This is a genomic window from Gemmobacter caeruleus, assembly GCF_008271655.1.
In the GTDB taxonomy this organism is placed as follows: Bacteria; Pseudomonadota; Alphaproteobacteria; order Rhodobacterales; family Rhodobacteraceae; genus Gemmobacter; species Gemmobacter caeruleus.
On sequence record NZ_VKKX01000006.1, the window covers coordinates 35,272 to 48,818 of the forward strand.

Genomic DNA, 13,547 nt, shown 5'->3' on the forward strand with positions numbered 1-13,547 from the left:
ATGACCCGCCGCGCGACCGACAACACGAAAGCCCTCGACGCCTTCATCGCCGCCAAGTCCGAGATCGACGCGATGCTGGAGCGGCTCGCCGCCCTCAGCGCCGACCACTTCGAGACCAGCCCCGACGCGATCAACTGGGGCCATGTCGGCACCCTGAACCACTACCGCGCCAAGCTGCGCGAGATCACCGACATGGCCTTCAGGGAAGGCGAACACGCCGAGTGAGACGACCCGCTCCCGGTCCCGCCCGCCGACTGGCGGGCTCGACCTCGTAGAAGGGCCCGCATCCCGCGCGCCCCGATACGGGAGACGACGATGACCCAGCTTTCCGACACCCAAGCCCTGATCCTGAGCGCCGCCGCCCAGCGACCCGAGCATATTGCCCTGCCGCTGCCCGAGAGCCTGCGGGGTGGCGCCGCCGCCAAGGTGGTCGGCGCGATGCTCTCCAATGGGCTCCTGCAGGAGGTCGACGCAGACCTGCGGAAGGGCGAACCAATGTGGCGTGAGACCGGCAACGGCCATGGGACCACGCTGGTCGCCACCGATGCAGGGCTCGCCGCTATCGGCATCGAGCCCGAGGACGCGAACACCGCGCCCGTGGGCGCGACGGACGCGCCGACCGACGAGCCCGTGCCCGACACCGCCAGCGAACCAGAGCCGCGCCCAAGGCGCGCACCCCGCGCGAGGGCACCAAGCAGGCCAAGCTGATCGCCATGCTGCGCGCACCGGACGGCGCGACCATCGAGGAAATCATGGCCGCGACCGGATGGCTTGGTCACACGGTGCGCGGCGCGATGGCCGGGTCGCTGAAGAAGAAGCTCGGGCTCGAGGTGACCTCCGACAAGGTCGAGGGGCGCGGGCGCGTCTACAAACTCCCCGCCGCCTGACGCGCCGGACCCCGACAAGCTGATGGCCGCCGTCCCTCCGGGGCGGCGGTCGATCATCTGGCGCTCCGCATCCAGATCGCCTCGAACACCCGCCGCAGGACGTAGGACCGCGCGATGCTCACCACCGTGAACACCGCGCCCATCTTCAGGTTCTGCGCCAGCGTCGTGTGCAGCCCGAAGACCGGGAAGATCAGGATCTGCGTGACGACAGCGACGCCATAGCCGACGATCACGTTGGCCACGGACTCGACCAGCGACATGAGGCGGCTCTGCTTCATGCTGGCACCCCGTCATCCATCGGCCAACAGTTCAGCTGCCAGAGTTCGCAGCGCATGCGCAGCAACCAGGGGGACCACGCCGTTGCCACAGAGGCGAAGCCGGTCCACCCGGTGGGCCAGCCCATCAGCGCCTCGACGAACAGCGGGTTCAAGGTCCGGCGCGCATCGGAGGTATCGCGCCCAGCCATCGGCGTCGTGAGGACCTGGCGGCCAAGCAGGCCGTTCACCGGCGTGTTCGCAAGGCTCGTCGCCCCGTCCTTGTGGTCGCGGGCCGTCGGCGTCATCCACAGTCCCGCCGAATGGGTCAGGTCGGCTGAGCGGCGGTTGCCAGCACTCGGCTTGCAGCCATCGTTCGCCATCGGCGTCGGCCAGAGCGCTGCCGTCGTCGCGAGGTTCATCCCGTGCTGACCGGCTTCCTGCGACGGAGTCGGCTTCGTCTGCCGGTTCTCGTTGGCACTGGCCCTCGGCGTCGGCCAAAGCCGCATCATCTCCGTCCGGTTGCCGCCACTCGAGCGGGTGCCAGAGCAGGCGCGCGGGGTCGGCCAGATCATCCCCCTCGCGGATCGCGAGGATGAACAGCCGCTCGCGCTTGTGGGGCGCGCCGACTTCCGCCGCCGTGAAGAGGCCTGCCGCAAGGCGGTAGCCCATGCCGACCAGTCCTGCGGCGACTTCGGGGAAGCCGAGGCGGAGATGATGGGCGACATTCTCGAGGAAGACGAAGGGCGGCTCAACCTCGCCGATGATGCGGGCGACATGCGGCCAGAGGTGGCGCGGGTCGTCGGCGCCCCGGCGCTTGCCCGCGACGGAGAACGGCTGGCACGGATAGCCCGCAGTAACGATATCCACCGCGCCACGCCACGGGCGGCCGTCGAAGGTTCCAACGTCGTCCCAGACAACAGCCTGATCCAGGGACGCATCTTCCATCCGCGCCACGAGAGCTGCTGCGGCGAAGGTTTCCCGTTCGACATGGCCCACAGCACGATATCCGGGGATGGCGATGGCGAGCCCGAGGTCGAGACCGCCCGCGCCGGAGCACAGGGAGAGGCCGAAGAGGCATGCGTCTCCGGCCCCGGAAGCGTCTCCGGAGGAAGGTACAGCCAAGTCATGCATGTCACGCGGCGGGTTCGGGTTGGGGTTCGTGTCTGGCCCGGGTTTCTCCAAGCCGCTCGACCGTCACTTGCGCGAAAGTCCGGCCGTCTCCGTCGAGGATTGCGTCGCGGCCGGTCTCGGCCTGCCAGCGTTCCACGGCGACATCGACATAGGCCGGACTGATTTCCATTGCGAAGACGCGACGGCCATTGGCCTCGCCCGCCATGATCTGCGAGCCCGAGCCTGAGAACGGCTCGTAGCAGAGGCCGCCTCGGGCAACGTGCTGGCGCATCGGGATCCCGAAGGCGTCGAGCGGCTTCGGCGTCGGATGGTCGGGCCGGTCGTCCTTTGCGAAGCTGGGCAGCGCCCATGTCGATGGCAGCGTTTCCTCGGCCACCTTCGGCGGGCGGTTCGGGCGGCGCCAGCCCATGAAGCAAGGCTCGTGCTTCCAGAGGTAATGCGACCGGGTCAGAACCCCGCGGTCCTTCACCCAGATGATCTGTTGATGGACGAAGGCACCCGCCTTTTCCCAGCAGGCTTCCAGCATCGCCTGGCGGCGCGAGGCGTGCCAGCAGTACCAGGCCGCGTCTTCGGCGATGGCCTCGGCGACCGCCGCAGCGATGAAGCCGTCGTAGAGTTCCGCACCCTGCGAGCTGTCATCCCAGGTCGTGCCGTAGGACGCAGACCAGTCCTTGTTGCGGGTAGGATGGTTCGAGCCGTCGTAATCCACCAGATACGGCGGGTCGGTGGCGAACAGGATCGCCCGCTCGCCATTCATCAGACGGCGCACATGGGAGGCGCTGGTGCTGTCACCGCAGAGCAGGCGGTGGTCGCCGAGTATCCACAGGTCACCAGTGCGCGAGGCCGGATTGCGCGGCGGTTCGGGGATGGTCACCGGCGGCACGGAGCCCCCGGCGCCACCTTCTTCACCGTCGTCTTCCGCGACGTAGGCCAGCAGCTTGTCGAGTTCGCCGTCCGAGAAGCCGACCAGCGACAGGTCGAAATCCTCGGCCAGCAGATCGTTCAGTTCCGCCGACAGCAGCGCCTCGTCCCAAGTGCCGAGTTCCGTCAGTTTGTTGTCCGCGATCCGGTAGGCCCGGCGCTGCGCCTCGGTCAGGTGCCCGAGCACGATGACCGGCGCCTCGGTCAGCCCGAGCTGCGTGGCGGCCAGCACGCGTCCGTGGCCCGCGATGAGCTCGCCGTCCTCGGCCACGAGGCAAGGCACGGTCCAGCCGAACTCGGCCATGCTGGCGGCGATCTTTGCGACCTGGTCCGCGCCATGCGTTTTCGCATTGCGGGCGTAGGGCTGGAGCTTGGCCAGCGGCCACATCTCGACCGCGTCCGGGGCGAAGGTCAGCGTCATGGTCGGGTGGTTTCCGATGTTCAGGTGGATGCCGATGGCTTCCGGACTCCGGATGCCGGGCTGGACTCCCAGCGGGGTCCAGTGGCTACCAGCGGTGTCCGGTCGAAAGGCCAGCGTTTATTGGTGTTTGCGTGGGGTCAGGTGGATCCGGCTTCCGGGTGGCTTCCCAAAAATCCGGCCCTGACGCTGGCGATGTCCCGCGCTTCGCCCGCCAGCATACGAATGTCGCCAGGAAGGAACCGCAAACTCCCTCGGGGTGAACCCCGGCCGGACCCTCGCTGGATACCGGGGTCCTGAAGGCCCCCGTCGACGCAAAGGGGAGAGCAAGCCTTCCAGCGCACTCTCCCCATCTTGCCTTCGGAATAGCATGGATCTGTTGCAGATGTCGAAGGGAAAAGTGTTGCAACACATTGGAGTCACTGCGCATTCAGCCGCGCAGCGATCTTGGTCAGCGCCAGCTGCCAGCGACGCCAGGCGGTCGTGCGGTCGCACCCCAGCTCGCCGCTGATCTGCTTCCACGGCACGCGGGCGGCACGAGACCAGACGAGCTTGCGCTCCGCCTCCTCGATCCAGAGCACCCAGTCGAAGGTCTGCTCGAGCCGGGTGATCGCGGCGGCTGAGGGCCAGACCCGCATCGGCTGCGGCTCCATGGCCGCGATCTCGCGGCTCGTCCGCACGATGTCGGGCCAGGTGTTGAAGTAGCCCTGCGCCTTCACCGGTGGCAGCTTGCGCAGTGTGCGGAACGCCTCCTCGAAATGATCGGCGACGCAGTCGGCGGTCCATTCGCGATCAGCCATGGCGCGCCTCCTTGGCGGAAGGACGCGGGCCGTAGAGCTTCTCGCCCAGCTGGCGGACCAGTTCACGCTCCGGCCAGGTGAGGCGGTCGTCAACGGCGGAGACCGCGAGGACGCCCTGTTCGTGCCAGCCCTCGCGCTTGACCTGCTCGGGATCCCGGCGCCGACCGCCGTAGCCATGGGGATGCCATCTCATGCGACACCCCCGTTCGTCTCGATGGCCCAAAGCAGGATGGCGATGGCGTCGGCCTCGTTGTCGTCGGCGGGGCTGAAACCGCGGGCGCGGACGGCGGCGATCATCGCAGCCTTGTCGGCGTTGCCCTTGCCAGCGGCGTGACGCTTGATCGTGCCGACCGGGACGCCCTCGTAGGGCACGCCGCGCAGCTCGGCCCATGCGGTAAGCGTGGCCATGAGCCCGCCGTAGATGTGGCTCGCATCGGTGCCCGCGTGGCGGCGGACTTCCTCGAACCAGATCGCGGCGACGGGCCCGGACAGCCGGTCGATCTCGGTCATCCAGTTGGTGAAGCGCAGGTAGCGCATGCCGCCGCCGTCGAAGCGCCCCGGGCGCAGCGAGACGGTGCCGCTGGTGATCAGACCGTCGTGGCCGCGGATCGCCCAGCCGGTCGAGGTGCCGAGGTCGAGTGCGAGGATGCAGCGGTTGCGGGGGGCGCCGAGCGGCAGCGATTCAAACCTTGCGCCGTCGCAATTCGGGATCAGAGTCGGCTGAGCCATGATGGGTCTCCTTTGCCGGTGGCCTGTGGTGGTGGAAGACGACGGCGGTCTGGTGCTTGGCGGTACGGGGCCGCCGTCGTCGGATCGGAAAGCACAAGGGAGCGTCACGGCGGCGCGCGCGGCTGGCCCGGACGTATGGGAGGAGTGGCCAACCCTGTGGGGTGGCCCTCCCATACGTAGTATGGGGGTTTGACACCTAACTGTTCCAGGGAGGGCAAGTGGCTGAAATCATTGCGGAATAAGACTTCATGAAGTCTTCGGGCATGAGTCAGGGACCTAACTCTTATTTGCCCGTAACCCGTTGATTTCGTTGAGTGCACAGTTGGCGCTGTCATATGAGTCAGGCCTCACTCATATGAGTGAGGTCGTCCTCCAGCCCCTCCGGGTAGACCCAGACGGCGGGGTTTTCGACCTGCAGGCAAAGCCCGGATTGGGGGCATTTGAAGTGGCTGGGCAGGACCGGACGGGCGGTCGTGGTGACCTCGCCGGTGTTCGGATCGACCTCCTCGACGGGCGCGCCGAACTGCATCCCCTCGACGCAGAGGTAGCCGAACCGTGACCGTGTGACGGGGAAGCCGAACCCCGAGGGGTCGCGCAGGAACTTCACGAAGCCCTTGGTCGCCAGCACGCTTAGGCGCTCGCGAATGGTGTGCTTGCTGCCCAGACCGCCACGGTTCTCGAAGGTCTCGGCGAACTGCATCGCGGTGTAGAGGCGCTCGCCCGCCGCCTCATCCAGCAGCATGCCGAGGATGACGTCGTGCTTGCGCAGCCGTTCGGCATCGAGTTTGGCGCCGACCTCCTTGCGCACCAGGCGCTCGTTCAGCGGGTTCAGTTCGACCCATTCGCCCTTCACCTTGTCGATGAGCTTGCCCGGCAGCGCGGGGCCGTTCCGCAGTTCGATTTCCAGCCTGCGGACGGTGCTGTCCTCGTCGGGCCGGTGCATGAGCAGCCCCGAGGTGTAGAAGCCCCGCAGCGCGCTGGCGCCGGAGAGCGCGAGAAAGGGATCGTCCTTTACCTGATGCTTGGTGGCCTTGCGGGTGTGGTGAGCGAGGATGACGCCCGCGTCCGGATTGACGGCATCGCGGAGAAGCTCCACCCGGTCCTTCAGGAAGAACATCATCGCGGAGTTGTCGTTCTCGCCACCCCCCTCGGGCCCGCCGTCGAAGAGGTTGCGGATCGGGTCGATGACGATGATGTCGGGCGACGCGTCGGGAGATGCGGCCCGGATCGCCTCGGCTACGCGGGCGACGCCTTCCGCGTCGAGCAGCAGCTTCAGCTTCGGCGTGGCGATGAAGGTGTCGCGCGCGGCGGCGATCACGGCGGCGGGCAGCGCGATCTGCTGCATGCGCTCGCGCAGATAGTGATACTGGATCTCGGCTTGAAGGTAGAACACGCGCAGCGGCCGGGGCGGCGTGAAGCCGAGGAAGGGCACGCCCGCCGCCATGTGCACGAGCCAGGAAATGAGGAAATCGCTCTTGCCGACCTTCGGCGCGCCGCCCAGCACGAGGAGCCCGCCCGGGGTCAGCACGCGCGGTCCGATGATATCCTCCGGCATCGGACTAGTGTCGTCGAGGAGCGCGCCGAGGCTGAATGTCGGCAGCGGGCTGGCCGGGGCACCCGCGTGGGCCGCGCGCAGGAGCGGCGGGCCGTTGCGCTTCACATGCAGCGCCCAGAGCCGCTCGGACTCGGCCTGCAGCCGATCGAGCGGCCAGGACGGGCGCAGCATGGCGGCGTTGTAGCCGCAGATCGCCTCCCAGCCCGCGAACGGGTCGAGGCGGCCCTCGTGCACCAGGCGCACGTAATGGCCGATGGCGGCACTGGCCCCCTGGAAACGGGACCAGTCGTCGACCGCGCCTTCGCGCACTGGCGTGGTGAGCACCGCGTCGATGCCGGGCTTCAATGCTGGTGCGGCGACGTCGCTGGCGAAGCCCACGCCGGGCAGCGGCGGCATGTCGGCGACCTTTTCCGCGAAATCCGCAAGATCCACTTCGACCGAGCGATGTTCGCGGATCTGCACGAGGCGCTGGTGGCCGTGCTTGTGATAGACGGTGCCGGGCACCCGGATCGGCTGGTGCGCCGAGCGGAAATGCGTGTCGCCGCCGACCTTCACGGCGATCTCGCCGCGCAGGCGGCAGAGGGTGGCGAGATCCTCGCTCTCGGCGGGCTCGGTCAGTTTCCACCAGACATGGAGCTTCGCGGCACCCTCCGCCGTCCGCCCGCCGCTCTCGATGATCAGCGTGGGCACGCCGAGGTGGCGGGTGACATGGTCCAGCTTCGCCGGGATATCGCCCGCGTCGAGATCGACGACGATGGCCTGCATCTGCAGCACATCGGCGGCGCGGGCCTGGCCCTGTTCTTCGACCGTGCCGGGGATGACATAGACAGCGGCGCCCTCGCGGTTCGCCCATGCGGCGAAGGTCGCGAGTTTCCCTGGCGCGCTGCCGTCGGCCGGGATCCAGATGTTGTGCGGTTTGCCGTCCCGGCCCTGACCCTTGTCGACGAAGCCGCGGAGCGGGATCAGCCCCTCGCACCAGCTGAGCACGGTGTCGAGGAAGACGGCGATCTGCTCGGGGTCGGGGTCGCAGCCGAACGGGTTCTCGGACGGCGGCCCATCGTTGAAGTCCATCCACGGGTTGAAATGCAGGATGCCGTCGTCGCTCACCGCTCCAGCCTCCAGCAGCGCTCGGCCCACGAGCAGAAGCGGCATTCGAAGAAGTCCGGCGTCGTGGCGATGCGCGGCAGCAATTCGCCCGCGTCGGTCGCCTGAAGGATCCGCACGCCCCGGTCGGACATGCGCTGCGCGAGATCGGCGTCGAAAGGTACCAGTTCGTGGTGCATCTCGGCCGTGTCCTTGTTGATCGCGGTGAAGAGCGCGGGCGCGGCCGAGATGCCGGGTACCGTCCCTTCCATGTAGGCCTGGTAGACCGCGATCTGGGCGGCGTAGACCGGCTTGGACTTGGTCACGCCGTCCTTCACGCAAGCGCGCCAGTTCTTCGCGTTCATGGTCTTGCATTCCCAGAGGGCGGGAACGGCGAGACCGAAGCCTTCGGGGCCCGCGGCGATGATGCCGTCGACATGACCGCGGATGCGCCCGCCCGCGACCGAGAACCCGAACTGGCCGCCATCGGGCCGGTTGCCCTTGCGGGTGTAGAGGTCGAAGCCCGCGCCGCGCAGCCAGGCGACCGCCAGATCCTCGAGCGCATGGCCGATGGCGAAGATGCGCAGCGACTGGCCGCTGAAGTCCTGGCCCTCGTCCTTCGGGGTCGCCGTAAACTCGAACTGCAGGGCCCGCTCGCAAACATGGCCGAGGCGCGAGCCGCCGAGATAGTCGCGGGGCGGCCGCGTGGCCTGATCGGCGGTGAGCGCCTGATCGACGGCGGCATTTACCCGCTCGGCGAAGCTGGGGCGATGGTTGTAGTCCAGCATCAGAACGGCACCTCCGGGGTCTGCGCCCGGGCGATGTCGGACATGGCCTCGCGGAAGCCCTCGACGGCTTCCTCGATCAGCGCGCGCACCTGTGCCTCTGTCAGGTCGGCGAGCGTGGTGGCCCAGCCGATCTCGTCCATCAGCAGCGCCACGCGCTTCATGGTGGCGGTGATCGCGGCGCGCTCTTCCTCGGTCAGGTCAACCATGGCGAAACGCTCCTTGGCCAAGCGCGTCCAGAAGGACTGGCAGGGCATCGAGCAGAACCAGACCGATGGCCGGGGCCGCTTCGAGCGGTGCGGATCGAACCAGCCAAAGCCACGCGTGGGTTGCTGGCAGACAGCACAGAGCGTCCCACGCGGATGCCAAAGCCGCCGCCGGTCCTCGACCATGATGGGGGTGATGGAGGCCATGGGTCATGCCGCCCTCCGTTCGGGCCGGGCGGCCGTGTCGATCAGCTGGCGGATGGCGCGCTTGTTGAAGCCGAAGGTCATCAGCGCGGAGGCGCGATAGCGCGTCAGGCCGAAGTCATGGCGGCACTCGGGCGGCAGGTACTGCAGCTGCTTTTCGGTCGGCGGCTGGCGCAGCCAGGAACGGGTCTTGAAGGCGCTCTCGTCGGTCTCGTGCGTGTTCAGCCAGTCGTCGGCCTGCGCGAGGCAGACGGTCCGTTCGCCCACGCCCAGCAGATGCGGGCGTTCGCCCTTCGCCCCGCCGATGGCGTACCAGACTCCGTTCAGCCAGAAGATGCCGCCCCAGGCCGCGAAGCCCGTGGCCATAAGCGCGTCGTCCGTGCCGTAGAGGTCGACCCAGGCGAAGCTGGACCGCTTCAGCAGGTCGATCTCGGTCATCATGAAGTCCGAGAGCGGCGCGGCGGTCCCGCCTTCGCCCGCATCCAGATCCTCGCGGGGGAACGCCTCACCGCAGAGCGGGCATTCGGTGGCGGCCAGCGGAATATCGGCGCCGCAGCCGGGGCAGGATTTTGTCGGGGCGTCACCAGCCTCGGTCTTGCCGTCGAGATCGACATCCTGTTCCAGCGTGCCGTGGATCAGGCTTGAGGTGCCGAAATCCAGCACGATGCAGTCGGTCTTGACGATGCCGGGGTGTTCCTCGGGATCGACGGTGCGCAGCCCGCGCCCGACCATCTGGATCATCGTGGACTTGTAGGAACTGGGGCGCAGCAGCACGACGCAGGAGGTGGGCGGGTGGTCCCATCCCTCGGTCAGCACCGCCACGTTGACGACGACGTGAATGTCGCCCGCCGCGTAGTCGGCGAGGATCGCCTTGCGGGTCTCGGCCGCCAGATCGCCGTGGATCAAGGCGGCGGAAACGCCCGCCGCCCTGAACGCGTCGGTGACGTGTTCGGCGTGCGCGACGGTGGAGCAGAACACCACCGTCTGCCGGTCGCCCGCCTTTTCCTTCCAGTGCCGGATCACCTCGTCGGTAACGGGGGCGCGGTCCATGATGCCCGCCACCTCCGCCATGTCGAAATCCGACATGGTCTTGCGGACCGAGCGCAGCTCGTCCTGCACGCCCACGTCGATGACGAAGGTGCGCGGCGGCACCAGGTGGCCCGAGGCGATCAGCTCGCTCAGCCGCACCTGATCGGCGACATTGTCGAAGACCTCGCGCAGCCCCTTCCTGTCGCCCCGGTTCGGGGTGGCCGTGACCCCGAAGATACGGGCGTCGGGATTGGCCTCGCGCACACGGTCGATGATGCGGCGATAGCTGTCGGCCACGGCATGGTGCGCCTCATCCACGACCAGCAGGTCGAGACGCGGCATGTCGGCCAGGTTCGAGGCGCGCGCCAGCGTCGGCACCATGGCGAAGGCAACCTGGCCGCCCCAGGACTTCTCCGTGGCGTCGATCACCGAGGTGGCGACGCCCGGCACCACGCGCTGGAACTTGGCGCGGTTCTGCGCCGTCAGCTCGTCGCGATGGGCGAGCACGCAGGCCTTGGCCCCCGAATTCTTAGACATGGCGCCGATCATCTCGCCGGTGACCGCCGAGAGCATGATGGTCTTGCCAGCACCCGTGGGCGCCACGCCCAGCGTGTTGCCGCGGGAGGCGAGCGCAGCCACGCTGCGCTCGACGAAGGTCTTCTGGCGGGGGCGCAGGAGCATCGCCGGTCTCCCCCTTACTGCGCCCAACTCGGCCGACCGGCGGCGCCAGGGGCGGACGCGGGCTGGCTGGGCTGGGAGGCCGTTGTGGGTTGCTGCGGGACGTGACCCTGCGCTGGAGCATTGCCGAACTGCAGGCCCGCCTTACCCATGACCGCGGCATAGTCGCTGTGGTCCGGCGTGACGGCCGCCCTGATCTCGTTCTTGTCGTCGCCGTTGGCATCCGTGCCGACATCGATCCGGGCGACGAACTCGATCCCGTCGAGATCGGCGAAACCGCCGATCCGCCGTGCGGCCTGAGCCTGCGGGGTCTGATCCTTGTCCGAAATCCCGCGCGCCGAGTTCAACATGCCGCGGATGAGGCCGCGCCCCATGTTGCCCCAGTCCGGGCCCTTGGGGCTGTAAAGCCCGATGAGCGTGAAGATCTTGCGACGGGCATACTGCCCCTCGGTCACGGTGAACTCGCCGTTCAGGTAGACAGCACCCGTCGAGCCGCGCGTGGCGTAGCCGCCAGTCCAGCCCTGCGAGGCGTCGTCGAAGCCGCCGGGGCGGATGGTCAGGCGCACCTTGGCCAGCGTGCCCTTGGGGATCAGGTTGGTGTTCGACTGCGCGTCGTTGAAATCGTTCCAGGAACCCATGGGGAACCTCCTTCTCTGATCAGGATTGCGGGTTGGGTTGATCGGCCGGCGCCGGATCGGCGGGCGGCGGGGTGTAGGTCAGCCGGGCGGAGGCCGGGCTCACGGGCGTCCGGATCTTCGCCATCAGACGGCCGAGATGCGGCTCCTCGATCCGGTCCAGACGCCCCGAGCGGTCCTTGGCCGGAAAGCCCCAGGGGTTGATCGTCTGGCAGACGAAGGCCCGGTAGGGCTCGCCGCCCTCGGACTTCAGTTCCGCCATGGTGATCACCTCGTCGACGATCCCCGGCAGTTCGAGCCCGGTCTTGGAACCGTCGATCTGCGGCTGGAAAACCTTGCGGTTGAAGTCGTCCAGCCTCTCGTCGAGGATCCCGACGAACCACACGTTCTTCGCCCGCGTGTGCTGGAGATGCGTCAGCCAGGCGATCATCTCCCGGCCGTGGAGGCCGTAGGCGCCGCGCACATCCGGCTTCCCGGTCTTTTCCGAAAATGCCTCGGGCTGCCCCTTGCACCAGCCGAAGCACAACCGCCCCGCCACGGTGATCGAGTCCACGAAGATCGTGTCGTAGCGGTCGAGTGCGGCGGGATCGCCGAACTTCTGGCAGACGGCGGCATGATGCGCCGGGCTATAGGGTTGCTCGTCGCGCAGCGCCGGGTTGGGCCCGCCGATGAACACCGCGAAGTCCCGGCATTCGGTCCAGGTCCGCGGCCGGATGCTGTCGCCCGCCCAGCCCTCGATGGCGAGATCGCCCGCCTCGAGATCCATGAACAGCGTGCGGTCCGGATCGAGGGTCCAGAGCAACGAGGTCTTCCCGATGCCGGATTTCCCGAAGATGCAGCCCTTGACGCCGCGCTGTTCGGCAAGCCGCTGATCTGCGCTTATGATGGGGAGGGGCATCAGTGTTCCTCCCCGACATGATGAATTAGGCGAAACTTCTGCTTTCCGGTCCGGACGGTGCGCGCGTCTTCAAAGACGGAGCGGATATGGGTCGGCCAAGCGGAATACTTGCGCTCAGACACATCGAAGGAGACGTCGACGTATTGTGCCGGATCGTCGCCGGCTTCACGGATGCGCTCGACCAAGGCAGCAAGACGGACCTGATCCCAATCGACGCGCTTGGGCAAATCTGCGACGATCGTCACGGTGCTATCGTGGAACCGGATCGTGCCGGTGTTCTTGCCCTCGACACGGCGCATGTCTTGCGCCCGATCACCGAATTTCAGAGCGACGGCCCCATCGATCCAGTCGCAGAGGGTCTTGGCATTCCGCAACTGCTCTTCAGCCTCCAGGCGGAGGCGAGCGATTTCCTCGCTGGGCAGCGTGGCAATTGCTCCCAACTGCATGCTGCGCAGATCACTGAGGGTGATACGGTTCGGGATGGTCATGACCGCCACCTCACGCAAACTTCATGGCGGGCTTGTCGGCCGTGCTCGCGCGCATCTGCGCACGTTCGAAGGCTTCGACATCCTCGAGCCGATAGACGACCCGACCTCCAAGTTTGACAAAACGCGGACCCTCGCCGGTCCAGCGCCACCGCTCGAGGGTGCGATGCGAGATGTTCCAGCGATCGGCGAGGTCGATCTGGTTCAGATGCCTGAGTGACATGCTGGCCTCCGTTGAATTGCTTTGCGTTACATCCAGCGGCGCCGAAGCACTTGGACATACGAGCATTTTCAACGGGTTAGAGATTTTCCGATATGATCAAGGATGATTTTTCTTGTGACGCCGGCACACGAAAAAGCCCCGATAAATCGGGGCTAGATGAAGGCTTCTGTGACGTGAGGCCTCGTCGTTCGTGACGTCGCCGGTTCTAGGGGGTACCGGCTACTGGGCTGACTGCCAGGATATCTGCGACGGCGATTTCGCGGCAACAGGGGTTGAGTCGGTATCCGGCGCGTTCCCTGGTCTGTATGAACGTGTCCTGATCCATGGGAATCCCCATAGTCACATTCAGTGACTCGATGGCCTCCCGCAGCCGCCTCAGCTGTTGACGCATCGACTGCTCGGAAATGCTGAGTTGATCCGCCAGGTCCGGCGCTGGCAAGAACGGCACCTCCGTTTGGCGCTTCTTGGCAGATCTGAAAGCTTCGATCAGCGCAGCGGTAATCCCCCCCGAAAGTAAGGGGCTGCATAAGTAGAATTTTCTCGGCAAGATGAACGAGGAGATTCTGAATGAAGACAAGCAGATACACTGAAGCGCAGATCCTTGCTATCCTGCGCCAGGCCGA

At 67.1% G+C, this 13,547-nt stretch carries 15 protein-coding genes and 1 pseudogene; 2 read left to right on the forward strand and 14 right to left on the reverse strand.

The window, feature by feature from the left end; all coding sequences use genetic code 11:
• The gene (locus FOA17_RS01735) at positions 1-225 is read left to right on the forward strand and encodes a hypothetical protein (protein ID WP_149139777.1); all 225 of its coding nucleotides are present in this window, start codon (positions 1-3) and stop codon (positions 223-225) included.
• A 90-nt stretch (positions 226-315) separates the two neighbouring features.
• Positions 316-887: pseudogene (locus tag FOA17_RS01740) on the forward strand (DUF3489 domain-containing protein).
• A gap of 53 nt (positions 888-940) precedes the next feature.
• Here FOA17_RS01740 and FOA17_RS01745 read toward each other — a convergent pair.
• The 14 genes from FOA17_RS01745 to FOA17_RS01810 all read right to left on the reverse strand — a co-directional run bounded on the left by FOA17_RS01745 (position 941) and on the right by FOA17_RS01810 (position 12,924).
• Positions 941-1,165 carry a DUF7220 family protein gene (locus FOA17_RS01745; protein ID WP_149139778.1) on the reverse strand — a complete coding sequence of 75 codons (225 nt, stop codon included), beginning with the start codon at positions 1,163-1,165 and terminating at the stop codon, positions 941-943.
• A 12-nt stretch (positions 1,166-1,177) separates the two neighbouring features.
• On the reverse strand, positions 1,178-2,326 hold the full coding sequence (locus FOA17_RS01750) for a DNA cytosine methyltransferase (protein WP_238991693.1): 1,149 nt from the start codon (positions 2,324-2,326) through the stop codon (positions 1,178-1,180).
• The gene (locus tag FOA17_RS01755; RefSeq protein ID WP_149139780.1) at positions 2,277-3,617 is read right to left on the reverse strand and encodes a site-specific DNA-methyltransferase; all 1,341 of its coding nucleotides are present in this window, start codon (positions 3,615-3,617) and stop codon (positions 2,277-2,279) included. Before FOA17_RS01755 ends, FOA17_RS01750 begins: the two co-directional genes overlap by 50 nt.
• A 416-nt stretch (positions 3,618-4,033) precedes the next feature.
• Complete coding sequence (locus FOA17_RS01760) at positions 4,034-4,414, reverse strand: DUF6362 family protein (protein WP_018303644.1); 381 nt, start codon at positions 4,412-4,414, stop codon at positions 4,034-4,036.
• Complete coding sequence (locus tag FOA17_RS01765; RefSeq protein ID WP_149139781.1) at positions 4,407-4,607, reverse strand: hypothetical protein; 201 nt, start codon at positions 4,605-4,607, stop codon at positions 4,407-4,409. Before FOA17_RS01765 ends, FOA17_RS01760 begins: the two co-directional genes overlap by 8 nt.
• Positions 4,604-5,143: a crossover junction endodeoxyribonuclease RuvC gene (locus FOA17_RS01770; RefSeq protein WP_238991694.1), complete on the reverse strand. Its 540-nt coding sequence runs from the start codon at positions 5,141-5,143 to the stop codon at positions 4,604-4,606. Before FOA17_RS01770 ends, FOA17_RS01765 begins: the two co-directional genes overlap by 4 nt.
• A 340-nt stretch (positions 5,144-5,483) precedes the next feature.
• Entirely contained in the window at positions 5,484-7,850 is a 2,367-nt protein-coding gene (locus tag FOA17_RS01775; protein ID WP_149139782.1) for an AAA family ATPase, read from the reverse strand.
• The gene (locus FOA17_RS01780; RefSeq protein WP_149139783.1) at positions 7,802-8,569 is read right to left on the reverse strand and encodes a hypothetical protein; all 768 of its coding nucleotides are present in this window, start codon (positions 8,567-8,569) and stop codon (positions 7,802-7,804) included. The genes FOA17_RS01775 and FOA17_RS01780 overlap by 49 nt, the downstream gene beginning before the upstream one ends.
• The gene (locus FOA17_RS20005) at positions 8,569-8,979 is read right to left on the reverse strand and encodes a DUF6511 domain-containing protein (RefSeq protein ID WP_238991695.1); all 411 of its coding nucleotides are present in this window, start codon (positions 8,977-8,979) and stop codon (positions 8,569-8,571) included. The genes FOA17_RS01780 and FOA17_RS20005 overlap by 1 nt, the downstream gene beginning before the upstream one ends.
• A 3-nt stretch (positions 8,980-8,982) precedes the next feature.
• The gene (locus FOA17_RS01790; protein WP_149139799.1) at positions 8,983-10,686 is read right to left on the reverse strand and encodes a DEAD/DEAH box helicase; all 1,704 of its coding nucleotides are present in this window, start codon (positions 10,684-10,686) and stop codon (positions 8,983-8,985) included.
• Positions 10,687-10,700: 14 nt separating this feature from the next.
• Positions 10,701-11,321, reverse strand: a complete 621-nt coding sequence (locus FOA17_RS01795; RefSeq protein ID WP_149139784.1) for a hypothetical protein — start codon at positions 11,319-11,321, stop codon at positions 10,701-10,703.
• A gap of 19 nt (positions 11,322-11,340) precedes the next feature.
• Positions 11,341-12,216, reverse strand: coding sequence for an ATP-binding protein (locus tag FOA17_RS01800; RefSeq protein ID WP_149139785.1), 876 nt, complete (start codon positions 12,214-12,216; stop codon positions 11,341-11,343).
• Positions 12,216-12,704 carry a hypothetical protein gene (locus tag FOA17_RS01805; RefSeq protein WP_149139786.1) on the reverse strand — a complete coding sequence of 163 codons (489 nt, stop codon included), beginning with the start codon at positions 12,702-12,704 and terminating at the stop codon, positions 12,216-12,218. The genes FOA17_RS01800 and FOA17_RS01805 overlap by 1 nt, the downstream gene beginning before the upstream one ends.
• 10 nt (positions 12,705-12,714) lie before the next feature.
• Positions 12,715-12,924 (reverse strand): helix-turn-helix transcriptional regulator, encoded by a 210-nt coding sequence (locus FOA17_RS01810; protein ID WP_149139787.1) that lies wholly within the window; start codon positions 12,922-12,924, stop codon positions 12,715-12,717.
• Between the last annotated feature and the right edge of the window lie 623 nt (positions 12,925-13,547).

Coding starts and splice junctions, on each gene's coding strand:
- FOA17_RS01735 (WP_149139777.1), top strand. CDS start 1: ATGACCCGCCGCGCGACCGACAACACGAAAGCCCTCGACGCCTTCATC.
- FOA17_RS01745 (WP_149139778.1), bottom strand. CDS start 1,165: ATGAAGCAGAGCCGCCTCATGTCGCTGGTCGAGTCCGTGGCCAACGTG.
- FOA17_RS01755 (WP_149139780.1), bottom strand. CDS start 3,617: ATGACGCTGACCTTCGCCCCGGACGCGGTCGAGATGTGGCCGCTGGCC.
- FOA17_RS01760 (WP_018303644.1), bottom strand. CDS start 4,414: ATGGCTGATCGCGAATGGACCGCCGACTGCGTCGCCGATCATTTCGAG.
- FOA17_RS01765 (WP_149139781.1), bottom strand. CDS start 4,607: ATGAGATGGCATCCCCATGGCTACGGCGGTCGGCGCCGGGATCCCGAG.
- FOA17_RS01770 (WP_238991694.1), bottom strand. CDS start 5,143: ATGGCTCAGCCGACTCTGATCCCGAATTGCGACGGCGCAAGGTTTGAA.
- FOA17_RS01775 (WP_149139782.1), bottom strand. CDS start 7,850: ATGCCGCTTCTGCTCGTGGGCCGAGCGCTGCTGGAGGCTGGAGCGGTG.
- FOA17_RS01780 (WP_149139783.1), bottom strand. CDS start 8,569: ATGCTGGACTACAACCATCGCCCCAGCTTCGCCGAGCGGGTAAATGCC.
- FOA17_RS20005 (WP_238991695.1), bottom strand. CDS start 8,979: ATGGCCTCCATCACCCCCATCATGGTCGAGGACCGGCGGCGGCTTTGG.
- FOA17_RS01790 (WP_149139799.1), bottom strand. CDS start 10,686: ATGCTCCTGCGCCCCCGCCAGAAGACCTTCGTCGAGCGCAGCGTGGCT.
- FOA17_RS01795 (WP_149139784.1), bottom strand. CDS start 11,321: ATGGGTTCCTGGAACGATTTCAACGACGCGCAGTCGAACACCAACCTG.
- FOA17_RS01800 (WP_149139785.1), bottom strand. CDS start 12,216: ATGCCCCTCCCCATCATAAGCGCAGATCAGCGGCTTGCCGAACAGCGC.
- FOA17_RS01805 (WP_149139786.1), bottom strand. CDS start 12,704: ATGACCATCCCGAACCGTATCACCCTCAGTGATCTGCGCAGCATGCAG.
- FOA17_RS01810 (WP_149139787.1), bottom strand. CDS start 12,924: ATGTCACTCAGGCATCTGAACCAGATCGACCTCGCCGATCGCTGGAAC.